This is a genomic window from Ramlibacter cellulosilyticus (genome assembly GCF_014297465.1).
In the GTDB taxonomy this organism is placed as follows: domain Bacteria; phylum Pseudomonadota; class Gammaproteobacteria; order Burkholderiales; family Burkholderiaceae_C; genus Ramlibacter; species Ramlibacter cellulosilyticus.
In genome coordinates this window covers 286,709-301,847 of sequence record NZ_JACORT010000006.1, presented here as the reverse complement: position 1 = coordinate 301,847, position 15,139 = coordinate 286,709, and the positions used below count along the sequence as shown (strand labels likewise).

Here is a 15,139-nt window from a genome sequence, read left to right as displayed (position 1 = left end):
AACTGTGTTCTATCCGGCGCAACGCTCGACCGGCGCCGGCTCCCCAATGCATCCCGCCTCGGCCGCTTCCCCTTCCCACGCACCGGCGTACGACCGGATGGCGGTCGCCCTGCACTGGATCGTGGCGCTCGCGCTGGTCGGCCAGGTGCTCCTGGGCTGGTACGTGCACGAGATCCCGCGCGGCACGCCCGCGCGCGGCTGGTGGATCAACCTGCACAAGTCCACGGGCCTGCTCCTCGGGCTGCTCGTGCTGTTCCGGCTCGGATGGCGCTTGCGCCAGGGCGCCCCGGCGCGCGTCACCGGCCTGCCAGCGTGGCAGCGGTACGCCGCGGGCGCGAGCCATGCACTGCTCTATGCATGCATGCTGGCGCTGCCGCTCACGGGCTACCTCGCCTCCAACTTCAGCCGCCACGGCATCAAGTTCTTCAACACCGCGCTGCTGCCCCCCTGGGGTGCGGACGACAAGGCGGTGTATGCCGCGCTGAACGGCGCGCACGTCGCCCTCACGTGGGTGCTGGTCGCCCTCGTCGCGCTGCACGTGCTGGCCGCGCTCACGCACCTCGTCCGGCGCGACGGCGTGTTCGCGCGCATGGTGCCGGCGGCGGGATGAACACGCTCGAAGTCCAGGACCTGCGGTTTCGCTGGCCCGGAGGCGAGCCTTGCCTCGACGTGCCGGCGTTCGCGCTCGCGCCCGGCGAGTCCGTGTTCCTGCACGGCCCCAGCGGCAGCGGGAAGAGCACGCTGCTGTCGCTGCTCGCCGGCGTGCTCGCGCCGCCGGTGGGCGAGGTGCGGCTGCTCGGCCGCTCCTGGGACACCCTCTCGAGCGCGGGTCGCGACCAGGTGCGCGCGGACCACGTCGGCTACATCTTCCAGCAGTTCAACCTGCTGCCCTATCTCTCGGTACTGCGCAACGTGCTGCTGCCGTGCCGGCTTTCGAAGGCGCGCGCTCAGCGGGCGGAACGCGCCGGCGGCGAACGCGAGACGGCGCAGCAGCTGCTGCAGAACCTCGGCATCGAAGCTTCGCTGTGGCACCGGCCCGCGTCCACGCTTTCGGTGGGGCAGCAGCAGCGCGTCGCCGCCGCGCGCGCGCTCGTCGGCCAGCCCGAGCTGGTGATCGCCGACGAACCGACTTCCGCGCTGGATGCCGAGCGGCGCGACGCCTTCATGCACCTGCTGCTCGCCGCCTGCGGCCGCGCCGGCAGCACGCTGCTGTTCGTGAGCCACGACGAGCGCCTGGCCTCGCATTTCCAGCGGGTGGTGGCGCTGCGCGACATCAACCGCGTGGCGCAGAGGGTGTCCGCATGAGGGCGATGCTCGCGATCGCCTGCAGCAGCGCGTGGAACCGGCGCTTCGTCGTCGGCCTCGTGGCGCTGTCGGTGGCGCTCGCCACCTTCCTCGTGCTCACGCTGGAACGGGTGCGCGCCGACGTGCGCGAGACTTTCGCGCAGTCCGTGTCCGGGACCGACCTGGTCGTGGGACCGCGCACCGGCCGCCTCGAGCTGCTGCTGCACAGCGTCTTCCGCATCGGTGGCGCCAGCGCCACGCTGCAGTGGCGCAGCGCCGAGGCGATCGCCTCGCACAAGGCCGTGGCCTGGTGGATCCCGCTGTCGCTCGGCGACTCGCACCGCGGCTTCCCGGTGCTCGCGACCAACACCGCCTACTTCGAGCATTTCCGGCACGGCCGCCGCGAGCCGCTGCGCTTCGCCGAAGGCCGCGCGTTCGGCAAGGGGCTCGAGGCGGTGCTGGGGGCCGACGTGGCGCAGGCGCTCGGCTATCGCCTTGGAGATCGCGTGACGCTCAGTCACGGCGACGGCAGCTTCGACGCGGCCGACCACGGCGACCAGCCGTTCACCGTCACCGGCATCCTGCGCCGCACCGGCACGCCTGCGGACCGCACGGTGCACGTCGCGCTGGAATCCACCGAGGCGCTGCACAAGGAGTTCGCGGGCGGCGTGAAGCTGCCGGGCCTCGCCCTGCACGTCGAACAGCCGGCCACGATCAACGCGATGCTCGTGGGCCTCAAGGACCGCAGCGCCGTCTTCTCCGTGCAGCGCGACGTCGCCGATTTCCGCAAGGAGCCGCTGATGGCGATCCTTCCCGGCGTCGTGCTCGACGAACTGTGGACGGTCGTCGGCGGCACCGAGCGCGTGCTGCAGGTGATGACCGGTTTCGTGGCGCTCGCCAGCCTCGCTGGCCTCGTCGCCGTGGTGCTGGCCGGCCTGGAGCAGCGGCGGCGCGAGCTCGCCATCCTGCGCGCCGTCGGGGCGGGCCCGCGGCACATGCTGCAGCTGCTGTGCGCCGAAGGGGTCGTGATCATGGTCGCGGGCGTGGTGCTCGGCGTGCTCGCCCACTGGGCCGTCGTCGGCCTGCTCTCCCACTGGGTGCGCGTGCACTACGGCGTCGTGCTGACGCTTGCGGCGCCCGGCGCGAACGAACTGCTGCTGCTCGCCGCCATCCTGGGCTGCGGGCTGCTCGCCAGCCTGGTGCCCGGCTGGCGCGCGTACCGCCTCTCCCTGGCCGATGGCCTGTCTCCCAAGGTATGAAGAAGATCCTCCAGACCCTCCTGGTCGCGTTCGCGCTCGCCGTGACCGTGACCGCACCCGCGGCGTCCTTCCGCGAGATCACCTGGCTCGAGCTGGTCCCCAAGGACTGGAAGCCGCAGGACCGCCTGGACCGCAAGAAAGCCGCGTCGCTCGCCGACGGCGATGCGCTGGCGCAGGAGATGATGAAGGAGCTGCGCGAGATCCTGGACACCGCGCCCACGGTGGCCGCCATGAACGGCGTGTCCATCCGCATGCCGGGCTACGTGGTGCCGCTGGAGCAGACGAGGGACGGCATCAGCGAGTTCCTGCTGGTGCCTTACCACGGCGCCTGCATCCACACGCCGCCGCCGCCCGCCAACCAGATCGTGCACGTCAAGGCCGCCGGCCCGCTCAAGGGCGTGCAGAGCATGAGCGCGGTGTGGGTCACCGGCGTGCTGCGCACCGTGCGCAAGGACTCGGGGATGGGCGTGAGCGGCTATGCGCTGGACCTCGCCGGGATCGAGCCGTACCGGCCGAACTGAAGAAAGAAAGAAAAGGGAGAACCGCATGCCGCGCAGAGCCGTGATGACCTCGGTGGCGGACGAACACGCCGCGCCCGGAGGCGCCGCGTCCGTCGACCGCGCCGTGACGCTGCTGGGACTGTTCGCACAGAGTGGCGGGCCGTTCACGCTCAGCTCGCTCGCCGAACAGGCGCGCCTGTACAAGAGCACCGTGCTGCGCCTGCTGGCGTCGCTGGAGCACTCGGGACTGGTGCTGAAGCAGGCCGACGGGCGCTATGCGCTGGGGCCGATGGTGGCGCAGCTCTATGCGTCGTATGCCGCGTCGTTCTCGCTGGAATCGGTGGTGATGCCGGTGCTGCGCGACCTCGTCGCGCACACCTCGGAGAGCGCGGCCTTCCACGTGCGCCAGGGCGAACACCGCCTGTGCCTGTACCGCGTGGATTCGCCGCAGCCCGTGCGCGACCACGTGCGCGTCGGCGACCTCATGCCCCTGACGCAGGGCGCCGGCGGGCGCGTGCTGCTGGCGTATGCCGGCGTGCAGGGCGAGCTGTACGACCGCATCCGGCGCGAACAGGTCGCGGTGCTGTGCGGCGACCGCGTGCCGGAGCTCGCGGGCGTCTCCTCGCCCGTGTTCGATGCGGCCGGGACGCTGGTGGGCGCGCTGACGCTGACGATGCCGAAGGAGCGCCTCGCCGACGCGCACGCGCCGAACGTGGTGCGCGCAGCCCACACCTTGACGGCACGCCTCGGGGGGCGTTTTCCACCGGCAGTCACCTGATTCACGCCGCGCAGCGGCTTTTGGGGGTTTGCCCTAGGGAATCTGCGCAACCCCCCTTCCTATACTGCCTCTGCGTCAAAACAAAACGCCGTTCTATACAACAGAACGACAGGCACTCCCGGAGTTTTTCTCGATCCGCGCCCCGCGCGAAAGGAACGCACGATGATCCAAACCACCCTTCGTCTCGGCTTCGCGACCCTGGTCGCGGCCATGTCCATCGGCGCGGCGCACGCTGCCCCGGCCAACAGCTTCGCGCCCGGCCAGGAGAAGAAGGTGCCTCCGAGCAACTTCGACCCGTACTACAACGTCTGCCGCGGCACCGACCCGGCCTGCCTGGCGCAGAACAAGGGCTGGCCCGAGATGTCCGCGAGCACGAAGACGCGCGTGCTGATCTACTCGCGCACCGCCGGTCCGCGCCACGCGAACCTGGGCACCGCCGCGCCCGCCGGTTCCGGCCTGAACCCGCCCTTCGCCGCCAACAACGTCATGCAGGCCACGCTCAAGGCATGGCTGGCCGAGGAAGGCATCACCGCCGACTGGACGGAGAACCCCGCCAACTTCAGCCCGAACAACTACGCCGCCGTGATCCTGGCCAGCGGCAACCGCGACAACCTGTTCGACATCGCCCAGACCTCGCCTACCACCCCGATGACCAACCTGCGCCAGTACATGCGGCGCGGCGGCGGCGTGGTCGCGATCCACAACGCCTTCGGCGCGAACTACAACTGGCCGTACTACGAAGGCCTGCTGGGCAACGCGAACTTCTACGACCACGGCCCGAACCGCGCCGGCGTCGTGAACACGCTCGCCGACGACCCGTCCACCGCCGGGCTGCCCGCCACCTGGAACTTCCAGGACGAGTGGTACAACCTGACCCCGTTCCCCACGAACGTGAAGTTCCTGCTGTCCGCCACGGTCAACCCGGGCGGCACGGGCGCCGCCACCGTGCGCGACTTCCACCCGGTCGCCTGGTGCCAGTACTTCGACGGCGGCCGCGTGTTCGCCACGACGCTGGGCCACAACGCCAACTCCTTCGACGGCACCGGCGTCGGCGCGGCGGAGTTCAAGAAGTTCATCGTTGCCGGCATCAAGTCGGCGATGGGCCTCACCCCCTTCTGCACCGCCAACTAAGAGCCAGGGCGCCCGCGCAAGCGGGCGCGCGCAGCACGAACAGGCCGGCCGCCCCCCTCAGGCGCCGGCCTGTTCTTCTTTCCGGATCCCCCATCATGCAAGCCTCCCTCCGCCGCGCCTGCGCCGCCGCGCTCGCCCTCCTGCTGGCCCCTGCCTTCGCGCAGGACCCCGCGCGCGAAGTCCTGCCCGAACAGAGGCAGCCGCTCGCCTTCGTCGCGCCTTCCGGGCTGGTGCCCGTGGGCGACAAGCTCCTGTTCACCGCCTTCCACGTCGTCAACGGCCAGGAGCCCTGGGTCACCGACGGCACCGCGGCCGGCACGATGCTGCTGAAGGACATCCGCCCCGGCTTCCGCGGCTCCTTCCCGGCCGGCTACGTCGCCTTCGGCAAGCACGTGTACTTCACCGCCACCGATGGCCAGAGCGGCCTGGAACTCTGGCGAACCGACGGCACGGAGCAGGGCACGCAGCGCGTGACCGACCTGCGCGCCGGCGAGGAGGACGCGACGCCCAACGCGCTGACGGTCTTCCGTGGTGCGCTCTATTTCGTGGCCGACGACGGCCGCAACGGCTTCCAGCTCTGGAAGACGCTCGGCGATGCGGAGGGCACCACGCGCGTGTCGTCGATCAACACCGGGCGTGGCGCCGTCGTGCGCCAGCTCACCGTCGCGGGCGATCGCCTCTTCTTCACCGCGACGACGCCGGAGCAAGGGCATGAGCTGTGGGTGACCGAGGGCACGCCCGCCAGCACGCGCCTGGTGAAGGACGTGCGCCCCGGCCCGGAGGATTCCGGCATCCAGAACATGGTCGCGGTCGGCCGCGACCTCTTCTTCACCGCCAGCGACGGCGTGCACGGCATCGAGCTGTGGAAGAGCGACGGCAGCGAACGCGGGACCGTGCTGGTGAAAGACATCCGGCCGGGCGAGGGCGCCTCACGCCCGGCGTACCTGCTGCCTTTCCGCGGCGCCCTGTATTTCGCCGCCGACGACGGCACCCATGGCGTGGAGCTGTGGAAATCCGACGGAACCGCGACCGGCACTTCGCTGGTGAAGGACGTACGTCCCGGCCCGGGGCATGCGCTCCCGAGCTACCTCACGGAGTTCCAGGGCAGCGTGTGGTTCGCCGCCACCGACGGCGCGCAGGGCATGGAGCTCTGGCGCAGCGACGGGACCGCGGCCGGCACGGTGCTCGTGAAGGACATCGCACCGGGCGCCCCCAGTGGCTCGCCCGCGCGCTTCGCGGTCGCGGCCGGCCAGCTCTGGTTCTCCGCGAACGACGGCACGGCGGGCATGGAACCCTGGACGAGTGACGGCACGAGCGCCGGCACGCGCAGGGCGGCGGACGTGGCCGCCGGCGCGCGCGACGCATCGCCGGCGGGCTTCCGCGCGCTCGGCGACGCCGTTCTGTTCATCGCGGACGACGGCGCCGGCAACGAGCGCCTGTGGAGGCGCGGCGCCGATGGCCGCACGGTGCTCGTGGGCGATCCGCTGAAGGCGCGGCTGCGCTGAGCCGCGGGCTTTCCCTGATTCTCGAAATACAGAACGCAGTTATGCTGGACAGAACGCCGTTGCGAGATTCGCGCAATGGCGCCCCGCCCCGCATCCCCTTCCAGGACACCATGGACCGCGCGATCCGCCATCTCTCCCGCACGCTGGAATACGTGCTCGCCGCGGCGCTCGCGCTGATGGTGGTGCTCGTGTTCGGCAACGTCGTCATGCGCTATGCCTTCAACTCCGGCATCACGGTGTCCGAGGAGGTGTCCCGCTGGCTCTTCATCTGGAGCACCTTCCTCGGCGCGCTGGTGGCGCTGCGCGAGCGCGCGCACCTCGGCGTCGACATGGTCGTGGCGCGCCTGCCCGCGTGGGGCCGCAAGGCCTGCATGCTCGCGACGCACGTGCTGATGCTCGTGATCCTGGGCATGCTGTTCTCCGGCGCGCTGCAGCAGACGCGCATCAACTGGGACGTGACGGCGCCCACCACCGGCTGGTCGATGGCCATCGTGCATGCCTCCGCGGTGGTGTTCGCGGCGCTCGCCGGCCTGATCCTCCTGAACGACCTGCTGCGCTTCCTCACCGGGCGCATGGGCAACGACGAACTGGTGATGGTGCAGGAATCCGAGGAGGCCGCGCAGGTCGAGCAGGTGCTGCACCAGGCCGCCCGCGCGGAGGCGACGCGATGACTCTCACGATCTTCATGGGCTCGCTGCTCGCCGCCATGGCGATCGGCATGCCGATCGCCTTCGCGCTGCTCGCCTCCGGCGTGGCGCTGATGTGGCACATGGACATGCTGGACTTCCAGATCCTGGCGCAGAACCTGATCGGCGGCGCCGACAGCTTCCCGCTGCTGGCCGTTCCCTTCTTCATGCTCGCGGGCGAGCTGATGAACACCGGCGGGCTCTCGCGGCGCATCGTGAACCTCGCGCTCGCGCTCGTGGGCCACATCCGCGGCGGCCTGGGCTACGTGACCATCATGGCCGGCTGCCTGCTGTCGGCGCTCTCCGGTTCCGCGGTCGCGGATGCGGCGGCGCTCACCGCGCTGCTGCTGCCGATGATGATCCGCGCCGGCCACAAGGGCGATCGTTCGGCCGGCCTCATCGCGGCAACGGGCGTGGTCGGCCCGGTGATCCCGCCCAGCATCGGGCTGGTGATCTTCGGCGTCGCCGCCAACGTCTCCATTTCCAAGCTGTTCCTCGCGGCCATCGTGCCGGGACTGCTGATCGGCGGCGCGCTGTGGGTCACGTGGGCCTGGCTGGTGCGCGGCGAGCACATCCAGCCGCCGCCGCGCAAGTCGCGCGAGGAAGTCCTGCGGGCGCTGCGCGATGCCTCCTGGGCGCTGCTGCTGCCGGTGATCATCCTCGTCGGGCTGCGCATGGGCGTGTTCACGCCGACCGAGGCGGCGGTCGTCGCAGCGGTGTACGCGTTGTTCGTCTCCACCGTCATCTACCGCGAGCTGAAGTTCCCCCAACTGCTGGACGTCTTCGTCGCCGCGGCGAAGACGAGTGCGGTGGTGATGTTCCTCATCGCCGCGGCGATGGTGAGCGCCTGGCTGATCACGGTCGCCGACCTCCCGTCCAAGGTCGTGGTGCTGCTGGAGCCGCTGATCGCCAACCCGATGCTGCTGATGGCCGCCATCATGGTGCTGGTGATGGTGGTGGGCACCGCCATGGACATGACGCCCACCGTCCTGATCCTCACGCCGGTGCTGATGCCGGTGGTGCAGGCCGCCGGGATCGATCCCGTCTACTTCGGCGTGATGTTCATCATCAACAACTCGATCGGGCTCGTCACGCCGCCCGTGGGCACGGTGCTGAACGTGGTGGCCGGCGTCGGCCGCATGCGCCTGGACGACGTCACGCGCGGCGTGCTGCCTTTCATGGGCGCGCAGTTCGCGATGATGTTCCTCATGGTCCTGTTCCCCGCGCTGGTCACGGTGCCGGCGCGCTGGCTCGCGGGCTGAACTGCGAAAAAGTATGACGCCAGAACACGACACCGGGATGGAATGCCGTTCCATTCCTCCCTATGATCCGTTCCGCCGCATGGTAACCATGTGTATCCAACCCAAATGACAGGAGACCTCCCCGTGAAAGCCTTCATCCGCAGCGCCCTCGCATGCGCCCTTCTCGCTGGCGTCGCTGCCGGCGCGTCCGCCCAGGACATCCAGGAACGCACCATCAAGTTCGGCCACCTGAACAACACCGACCACCCGGTGAGCATGGGCGTCAAGAAGTTCGCCGAGATCCTGGCAGCCAAGAGCGGCGGCAAGCTGAAGGTGCAGGAGTTCCCGTCCAACCAGCTGGGCAACGAGATGCAGCAGCAGTCCGCGCTGCAGGGCGGCGTGCAGGAGATGACGGCGCCCGCCACGACGTCGCTCGCCGGCATCGTCAAGGAATTCGGCCTGATCGACTTCCCCTTCACCGTCGCGAACTTCCAGCAGGCCGACGCGCTGCTGGACGGCCCCCTGGGCCAGGCGCTGATCGCCAAGCTGCCCGAGAAGGGCCTGGTCGCCCTGGGCTACTGGGACCTGGGCTTCCGCAACGCCACCAACAGCAAGCGCCCCATCACCAAGCCCGAGGACTTCGAAGGCCTGAAGATCCGCGTGATCCCGAACCCCGTGTTCCTCGAGACCTTCAAGGCCTTCAAGGCGAACCCCGTGCCGATGCCCTTCGCGGAGCTGTACGGCGCGCTGGAAGCCAAGGCGGTGGACGGCCAGGAGAACCCGTACTCCGTGATCGCGTCCAACAAGTTCTACGAAGTGCAGAAGCACGTGAGCGCCACCAACCACGTGTACGCCGCGAACATCGTGCTGGTGAGCAAGAAGTTCTGGGATCGCCTGTCGTCGACCGAGCAGAAGATCATGCAGGACTCGTTCAACGAAGCGAAGAACTACCAGCGCACCGTGAGCCGCGCCGCCGCGCAGAAGGCCGTCGCCGACCTGCAGGCCAAGGGCATGCAGATGAACGACATCTCCCCCGCGGAGCAGAAGCGCATGCGCGACATCGCCAAGCCGGTGACCGACAAGTTCGCCGCCAGCTACGAGCCCGCCGTCGTCAAGCTGTACAACGACGAACTCGCCCGCATCCGCAAGTAAGCAGCGCGCTTTCCGCGCGCCCGCCAAGGCCGCCCATCGGGGCGGCCTTTTTCGTTGGTGAAGCACCGCGCCGGCCTTGCCGCTCACACCCCAACGGCGGCCGTCTGTCGCCCGGGATCGTGCCGTGTGACGGGTGGTAACAGAATCGCGTTTCACGCAGAAGAACAGCGCGCGGCCGCGCCGCGCGACCCGGAGGGACTCCATGTTTGCGAAGTGGAAGATGGCGGCGAAGCTTTCGCTGCTGGTGGGATTGCTCGTGGCTGCCACGCTCCTCGTCGGAGGCTTCGGCGTGTACAGCCTGCGCCAGGCGCAGGAGGCGAATGCCGCGAGCCTGCAGGTGCAGCGCGACCTGAAGGACACCCTCAACAGCGCCCGGGCCGCGGGCACTTCCTTCCGCCTGCAGATCCTCGAGTTCCGCCACCTCCTGCTGCGCGGCAACGAGAAGAGCGACTACGACCGCTTCCTCGGCTCCTTCCAGCGGCGCACGGAGGAGATCCGCAAGCACCTGGCCGACGTGCAGGATGTGATGAACCGCGCGGGCCTGCCTTCCGACGGCGTCGAGGATGCGCGCCGGCTGCACGGGAGCATCGTCGCCCAGTACCTGGAAGCGCTCAAGCTGTTCGACCCCGAGAAGGTCGAAACGCTGCGGCTCGTCGACGACCGCGTCCGCGGCAAGGACCGGCAGCTCGAAGACAAGATCGAGATGCTGGTGAACGCGCTCCAGATCTACGCGGATTCCGAAGCCACCCGCGTGCTGGACCTCACCGCGGCCGAATCGCGCCAGGCGCTGTTCGTGCTCGCCGGCGCATCGGGCGGGCTGGCGCTGCTCGCCGCCGTGCTGGGATTCGTCATCATCCGCCAGCTGCGCCGCGCGCTGGGCGGCGAGCCCGGCTACGCGAAGGAGATCGCGTCGCGCATCGCCGGCGGCGACCTCGCCACCGAAGTGCACGTGGACAAGGGTGACAACGACAGCGTGATCGCGGCGATCCGCCGCATGCAGGAGGACTTGCGCCTGGTGGTGGCCGACGTGGCCGACGGTGCGCGCGGCGTCGCGGATGCGAGCGCGCAGATCGCGCAAGGCAACCAGGACCTGTCGCGCCGCACCGAGCAGCAGGCGAGCACGCTGGAGGAGACGGCGAGCGCCATGGAGGAACTCGCCGCGAACGTGACGCACAACGCCGAGGCCGCACGCGAGGCGAGCCGCCTCGCGGCCGCCGCGGCGGAAGTGGCGGGCAAGGGCGGCGAGGTGGTGGACTCGGTGGTGCGCACCATGGGCGGCATCAGCACGTCGTCGCAGCGCATCGGCGACATCATCGGCGTGATCGACGGCATCGCCTTCCAGACCAACATCCTGGCGCTGAACGCCGCGGTGGAAGCGGCGCGCGCGGGCGAGCAGGGCCGCGGCTTCGCCGTGGTGGCCGCCGAGGTGCGCACGCTCGCGCAGCGCAGCGCCGACGCCGCCAAGGAGATCAAGGCACTGATCGGCGCGTCCGTGCGCCAGGTGGAGGATGGCAGCGCGCTGGTCGCGGCCGCGGGCAAGACGATGGGCGAGATCGTCGGCTCGGTGCAGCGCGTGAGCTCGCTGATCGCCGGCATCGCGGCGGCGTCGCAGCAGCAGAACACCGGCCTGCAGCAGGTGAGCAGCGCCGTCGGCCAGCTGGAACTGGTCGTGCAGCAGAACGCCTCGATGGTGGAGGAGGCGGCGGCCGCGACGGGTTCGATGCGCGAGCAGGCGGACGCGCTGGTGGAGGCGATCGCGCGCTTCCGCCTCGGCACGCTGGACGTGGAAGCACCCGAGCCCGAAGCGGGCGATCCGGATGCCTACGGCCACACGGAGCCGCTGTTCCTGCCGTCGCGCGCGCCGCTGGAAGCGCTGCCCGCGACCGCTTAAGCCGAGGCCGTCACCCGGATCCCGCGGATCTGGCCCGCCTGCGACGTGCGCTCCGGCCGCGGCCAGGTCTCGGGGTCGAAGCGGTGCAGCAGCTCCGCTTCACGCGCGCGTGCGAGCGCCACGTTCGCGAGCTTCACGTGGCCGAAGCCGCGCATGGACAGCGGCAAGGCGGCGATCTCCGTGGCGACTTTCAGGCGGGAAGCGTCCAGCGTGGGCAGCAGTGATTCGATGCGTGCCCGGTAGGCCTCGACCAGTTCGCGCTCCATGCGACGTTCGGCGGTGCGGCCGAAGACGTCGAGCGGGGTACCGCGCAGGCGCCGGCCGAGCGCCAGCACCTTCATGAAGGGGAGCATCCAGCCGCCGAGGCGGACCTTGCGTGGAGCCTGGCCCTGCCTGGCGCGGGAGAGCACGGGCGGGGCCATGTAGAACTCGAGCTGGATGTCGCCTTCGAACTGCTGCCGGAGGGTGCGCGTGAACTCGCCGTCGGTGTAGAGGCGGGCGACTTCGTATTCGTCCTTGTAGGACATGAGTTTGAGCAGCGCTTGCGCTGTCGCGCGGGTGAAGGGGAGGGTGCCCTGGGCCTCCGCGGAGCCTGTCCCTGCGCAGGCAGGGGCGGGGGTGACGGAGGATTCGTGTGCGCGGACACGCGCGATGAATTCGGAGAAGCGGCGAGCGTAGGCAGCATCCTGGTACGCCGTGAGATGCGCGACGCCGCGGGCGATGAGCGCATCCAGCGAATCCGGCGCGGCCGCTTCCAGCGCCTCCCCGCGCAGCAGGCCCTCGATCGCCTCCATGTCGGCGGCCGCGAGCCGCCCCAGCGAGAACGCCAGCCGGTTGTTGTCGACGGCGACGCCATTCAGCGCGATGGCGCGCAGCAGCGCCTCCAGGCTCACGGGCACCAGCCCCCGCTGCCAGGCCGAACCGAGCGCGACGATGTTCGAGAAGATGGAGTCTCCCAGGAAGGCTTCCGCCAGGGCTTGCGCGTCGAGCGTCTCCACGCGATCGGCGCCCGCGGCGAAGCGCAGCTTCTCCAGCAGCTGCGGCACCTTGAGCGACGCGTCCGGGTTGCGCAGGCTCTCCGCGACGGGCACTTCGTGCGTGTTCGCGAGGATGCGCGTCCGGCCGTGCCGCACCGTCGCCAGCGCGTCCGGCGAAGCGCCGACGACGAGGTCGCACGCGAGGATCGCGTCCGCCTGCTGCGTGTCGATGCGCACCTGGTTCAGGCGGTCGGCGCGGTCGGCGAAGCGCACGAAGCTCAGGACGGAGCCGCCCTTCTGCGCAAAACCCATGAAGTCCAGCACGCTCGCGCTCTTGCCTTCCAGGTGCGCCGCCATCGCGACCAGTGCGCCGACGGTCACGACCCCCGTGCCGCCGACGCCGGTCACCAGCAGGTCATAAGGCGCGGTCCATGCGTGCGGCGCCGGGCGCGCCAGCGCGTCCACGCGGCGGTGGAATTCCTCCGCGCCGCCGGCCAGCGCGCCCGCGCGCTTGCGCGGCTTGCCGCCCAGCACGCCGACGAAGCTGGGACAGAAGCCCTTGGCGCAGGAGTAGTCCTTGTTGCAGCTGCTCTGGTCGATCCGGCGCTTGCGCCCGAGCGGCGTCTCCAGCGGCTGGACGGCGACGCAGTTGCTCTGCACGGAGCAGTCGCCGCAGCCTTCGCAGACGCGGTCGTTGATGAACAGGCGCCGCGCCGGATCCACCATCTCGCCCTTCTTGCGGCGGCGCCGCTTCTCCGCGGCGCAGGTCTGTTCGTAGATCAGCACGGTCACGCCGGGCATCTCGCGCAGCCGGCGCTGCACGGCATCGAGCTGGTCGCGGTCGTGGAATTCGGTGCCGGCCGGGAAGCGGTCGTGCAGGCCGTCGTACTTGCCGATGTCGTCCGAGAGCACGACCACCTTCTTCACGCCTTCCGCTTCCACCTGGCGGGCGATGCCGTCGACGCTGATGATGCCGTCCACGGGCTGGCCCCCCGTCATCGCGACGGCGTCGTTGAAGAGGATCTTGTACGTGAGCGTCGCGCGCGCCGCCACGGCCTGCCGGATCGCGAGGTAGCCCGAGTGGTAGTAGGTGCCGTCGCCGAGGTTCTGGAACACGTGCGGGACCTTGGTGAACATCGCGTGCGAGACCCAGTCGACGCCCTCGCCCCCCATCTGGATCAGGCCTTCCGTCTCCCGGTTCATCCAGCTCGCCATGAAATGGCAGCCGATGCCCGCCTGCGCATGCGAGCCTTCGGGCACGCGCGTGGACGTGTTGTGCGGGCAGCCGGCGCAGAAGTAGGGCAGTCGCTTGACGCTGTCGCTGTCGTTGGAGAGCAGCTCGGGCAGGGTGAAGTCGCGCACGAACGGCCGGCGGTCCAGGTCGGCGAAGTGGCCGACCAGCCAGTTCGCGACGATCTCGATCAGGCGCGACGGGCGCAGCTCGCCGAGCCCGGAGACCAGCGGCCGCTCCTGCGCGTCGCGCTTGCCGACGATCACCGGGCGCACGGGCGCGTTGTAGAACATGGAGCGCAGCTGCTCCTCGACCACCGGGCCTTTCTCCTCGATCACGAGGATCTCCTTCAGGCCGCGCGCGAACGCCTGCATGCGCGTCGGCTCGATGGGGTAGGTGAGTCCCAGCTTGTAGATGCGCACGCCGTGCGCGGCGAGCGTCTCCAGCGAGACGTCCAGGCGCCGCAGCACTTCCATCAGGTCGTAGTGCGCCTTGCCCGCGGTGACGATGCCCACCGTCGCCGCGCCGCTCTCCACCACGTGCCGGTCGATGCTGTTGATGCGGGCGAAGGCGCGCACGGCCTCCAGCTTCGCGTGCAGGCGCTGCTCGATGGTGAGCGAAGGCAGGTCGGGCCAGCGGTAGTGCAGGCCCCCGGGCGGCGGCGCGTAGCCCGTGAGCGCGCGCACGGTGTCCGCGTCCTGCCAGGTCGCCACGCGCGCGTTCACCAGGTCCAGGTCCACGGTGGAGCCGCTCTCCACCACTTCCGACAAGGCCGTGAAGCCGACCCAGTTGCCGGAGAAACGCGACAGCGCCCAGCCATAGAGGCCGAACTCCAGGTACTCGGCGACGTTGGCCGGCGCCACGATCGGCGCGTGCCAGGACTGGAAGGCCTGGTCGCTCTGGTGGGGCATCGAGGACGACACGCAGCCGTGGTCGTCGCCCGCCACCATCAGCACGCCGCCGTGCGGCGACGCGCCGTAGGCGTTGCCGTGCTTCAGCGCATCGCCCGCGCGGTCCACGCCGGGCCCCTTGCCGTACCAGAGGGCGAAGACGCCTTCGCAAGTGCGTTCGGGGTCGGCCTCCACGCGCTGCGTGCCCAGCACCGCGGTCGCGCCCAGTTCCTCGTTGATCGCCGGCAGGAAGCGCAGGCCGGCTTCCTCGAATTTCTTTCCCGCCTTCCAGACGGCCTGGTCCACCATGCCCAGCGGCGAGCCGCGGTAGCCGCTGATGAAGCCCTGCGTCGCCAGGCCCGCGGCGGCATCGCGTGCCCGCTGCATGAGCATGAGGCGGATGAGCGCCTGCGTGCCGGTGAGGAAGATCGCGCCGCGCGGGGCCCAGAGGCTGTCCGCCAGGCGGTAATCGGGGCGCACGATGGGCGAGGTGTCGGTGAGGCTGTCCATGGCTTTGTCTCCAGGGCACAGCTTAGGTGGCGCAAGAGGAAAAGTGCTTCTTCTTTTCTCGTCTTCAGGCTCTGGAGGAGAATGCCATTCCCCGAATTCCCGGA

The 15,139-nt window shown here is 70.1% G+C and carries 12 protein-coding genes; 11 read left to right on the top strand and 1 reads right to left on the bottom strand.

Annotated elements, in window-relative coordinates; translation table 11 throughout:
• The first annotated feature begins 97 nt into the window (after nucleotides 1-97).
• From H8N03_RS16005 to H8N03_RS26535, 11 genes are all read left to right on the top strand, one after another.
• Entirely contained in the window at nucleotides 98-610 is a 513-nt protein-coding gene (locus H8N03_RS16005; protein ID WP_255428238.1) for a cytochrome b, read from the top strand.
• Entirely contained in the window at nucleotides 607-1,305 is a 699-nt protein-coding gene (locus H8N03_RS16000; protein WP_187077192.1) for an ABC transporter ATP-binding protein, read from the top strand. The genes H8N03_RS16005 and H8N03_RS16000 overlap by 4 nt, the downstream gene beginning before the upstream one ends.
• Complete coding sequence (locus tag H8N03_RS15995; RefSeq protein ID WP_187077191.1) at nucleotides 1,302-2,543, top strand: ABC transporter permease; 1,242 nt, start codon at nucleotides 1,302-1,304, stop codon at nucleotides 2,541-2,543. Before H8N03_RS16000 ends, H8N03_RS15995 begins: the two co-directional genes overlap by 4 nt.
• Nucleotides 2,540-3,064, top strand: a complete 525-nt coding sequence (locus H8N03_RS15990) for a DUF3299 domain-containing protein (RefSeq protein ID WP_187077190.1) — start codon at nucleotides 2,540-2,542, stop codon at nucleotides 3,062-3,064. The genes H8N03_RS15995 and H8N03_RS15990 overlap by 4 nt, the downstream gene beginning before the upstream one ends.
• Before the next feature lie 25 nt (nucleotides 3,065-3,089).
• On the top strand, nucleotides 3,090-3,821 hold the full coding sequence (locus H8N03_RS15985; protein ID WP_187077189.1) for an IclR family transcriptional regulator: 732 nt from the start codon (nucleotides 3,090-3,092) through the stop codon (nucleotides 3,819-3,821).
• Nucleotides 3,822-3,983: 162 nt separating this feature from the next.
• A complete protein-coding gene (locus tag H8N03_RS15980; protein WP_187077188.1) occupies nucleotides 3,984-4,952 on the top strand; it encodes a ThuA domain-containing protein in 969 nt (322 codons plus the stop codon).
• A 95-nt stretch (nucleotides 4,953-5,047) separates the two neighbouring features.
• Nucleotides 5,048-6,457 carry an ELWxxDGT repeat protein gene (locus H8N03_RS15975; protein WP_187077187.1) on the top strand — a complete coding sequence of 470 codons (1,410 nt, stop codon included), beginning with the start codon at nucleotides 5,048-5,050 and terminating at the stop codon, nucleotides 6,455-6,457.
• Nucleotides 6,458-6,498: 41 nt separating this feature from the next.
• A complete protein-coding gene (locus H8N03_RS15970; protein ID WP_435531670.1) occupies nucleotides 6,499-7,128 on the top strand; it encodes a TRAP transporter small permease in 630 nt (209 codons plus the stop codon).
• Nucleotides 7,125-8,405, top strand: a complete 1,281-nt coding sequence (locus tag H8N03_RS15965; RefSeq protein ID WP_187077186.1) for a TRAP transporter large permease — start codon at nucleotides 7,125-7,127, stop codon at nucleotides 8,403-8,405. Before H8N03_RS15970 ends, H8N03_RS15965 begins: the two co-directional genes overlap by 4 nt.
• A gap of 123 nt (nucleotides 8,406-8,528) precedes the next feature.
• Nucleotides 8,529-9,536 (top strand): TRAP transporter substrate-binding protein, encoded by a 1,008-nt coding sequence (locus tag H8N03_RS15960; RefSeq protein WP_354005135.1) that lies wholly within the window; start codon nucleotides 8,529-8,531, stop codon nucleotides 9,534-9,536.
• Nucleotides 9,537-9,738: 202 nt separating this feature from the next.
• Entirely contained in the window at nucleotides 9,739-11,427 is a 1,689-nt protein-coding gene (locus tag H8N03_RS26535; protein ID WP_187077184.1) for a methyl-accepting chemotaxis protein, read from the top strand.
• On the opposite strand, the gene H8N03_RS15950 is transcribed toward H8N03_RS26535, so the two are convergent.
• Entirely contained in the window at nucleotides 11,424-15,035 is a 3,612-nt protein-coding gene (locus H8N03_RS15950; RefSeq protein WP_187077183.1) for an indolepyruvate ferredoxin oxidoreductase family protein, read from the bottom strand. The two genes, H8N03_RS26535 and H8N03_RS15950, sit on opposite strands and share 4 nt — an antisense overlap.
• Nucleotides 15,036-15,139: the final 104 nt, after the last annotated feature.

Bases quoted from the DNA above. Each gene is read 5' to 3' on its own strand.
- H8N03_RS15980 (WP_187077188.1), top strand. From the start codon at position 3,984: ATGATCCAAACCACCCTTCGTCTCGGCTTCGCGACCCTGGTCGCGGCC.
- H8N03_RS15990 (WP_187077190.1), top strand. From the start codon at position 2,540: ATGAAGAAGATCCTCCAGACCCTCCTGGTCGCGTTCGCGCTCGCCGTG.
- H8N03_RS15985 (WP_187077189.1), top strand. From the start codon at position 3,090: ATGCCGCGCAGAGCCGTGATGACCTCGGTGGCGGACGAACACGCCGCG.
- H8N03_RS26535 (WP_187077184.1), top strand. From the start codon at position 9,739: ATGTTTGCGAAGTGGAAGATGGCGGCGAAGCTTTCGCTGCTGGTGGGA.
- H8N03_RS15965 (WP_187077186.1), top strand. From the start codon at position 7,125: ATGACTCTCACGATCTTCATGGGCTCGCTGCTCGCCGCCATGGCGATC.
- H8N03_RS16005 (WP_255428238.1), top strand. From the start codon at position 98: ATGGCGGTCGCCCTGCACTGGATCGTGGCGCTCGCGCTGGTCGGCCAG.
- H8N03_RS15975 (WP_187077187.1), top strand. From the start codon at position 5,048: ATGCAAGCCTCCCTCCGCCGCGCCTGCGCCGCCGCGCTCGCCCTCCTG.
- H8N03_RS16000 (WP_187077192.1), top strand. From the start codon at position 607: ATGAACACGCTCGAAGTCCAGGACCTGCGGTTTCGCTGGCCCGGAGGC.
- H8N03_RS15950 (WP_187077183.1), bottom strand. From the start codon at position 15,035: ATGGACAGCCTCACCGACACCTCGCCCATCGTGCGCCCCGATTACCGC.
- H8N03_RS15970 (WP_435531670.1), top strand. From the start codon at position 6,499: ATGCTGGACAGAACGCCGTTGCGAGATTCGCGCAATGGCGCCCCGCCC.
- H8N03_RS15995 (WP_187077191.1), top strand. From the start codon at position 1,302: ATGAGGGCGATGCTCGCGATCGCCTGCAGCAGCGCGTGGAACCGGCGC.